Annotated in this window: 1 rRNA gene; it reads left to right on the top strand. The window is 55.2% G+C overall.

Going from position 1 to position 747, the window contains the following annotated elements:
• Positions 1–747, top strand: a 23S ribosomal RNA gene (locus ACFSB2_RS16770); the annotation flags it as partial.

The raw sequence follows: 747 nt of genomic DNA, 5'->3' as shown, positions 1-747 counted from the left end.
TAAGTTTGTCGTCATCGACCCGAAACCGGGTGATCTACCCCTGGTCAGGGTGAAGTGCGGGTAACACCGCATGGAGGCCCGAACCCACTGGCGTTGAAAAGCCAGGGGATGAACTGGGGGTAGGGGAGAAATTCCAATCGAACCCGGAGATAGCTGGTTCTCCCCGAAATAGCTTGAGGGCTAGCGTCAGGGAATGAGAAGTGGAGGTAGAGCACTGATTGAATGCGGGGCCCGCGAGGGTTACCAAGTTCAGTCAAACTGCGAATGCCACTTTGTCGAAGAACCTGGCAGTCAGACTACGAGTGATAAGATCCGTGGTCAAGAGGGAAACAGCCCAGACCAACCGCTAAGGTCCCAAAGTACTGGTTCAGTGGGGAACGATGTGGCGTTGCACAGACAACCAGGATGTTGGCTTAGAAGCAGCCACCATTTAAAGAGTGCGTAATAGCTCACTGGTCGAGTGGCGCTGCGCGGAAAATGTAACGGGGCTAAACCAGGCACCGAAGCGATGGATGGAAACATGGTAGGGGAGCGTTCCATTGGCGGAGAAGCTGTGCTGTGAGGCATGGTGGAGCGAATGGAAGTGAGAATGCCGGTATGAGTAGCGAAAAGACAAGTGAGAATCTTGTCCGCCGAAAGCCCAAGGGTTCCTGGGGAAGGCTCGTCCGCCCAGGGTAAGTCGGGACCTAAGGCGAGGCCGAAAGGCGTAGTCGAAGGACAACAGGTTGAAATTCCTGTACCACCGCG

This window comes from Alicyclobacillus fodiniaquatilis (assembly GCF_042678105.1).
In the GTDB taxonomy this organism is placed as follows: domain Bacteria; phylum Bacillota; class Bacilli; order Alicyclobacillales; family Alicyclobacillaceae; genus Alicyclobacillus; species Alicyclobacillus fodiniaquatilis.
The sequence above is the reverse complement of the archived record's forward strand: the minus strand, read 5'-3'. Positions and strand labels throughout refer to the sequence as shown.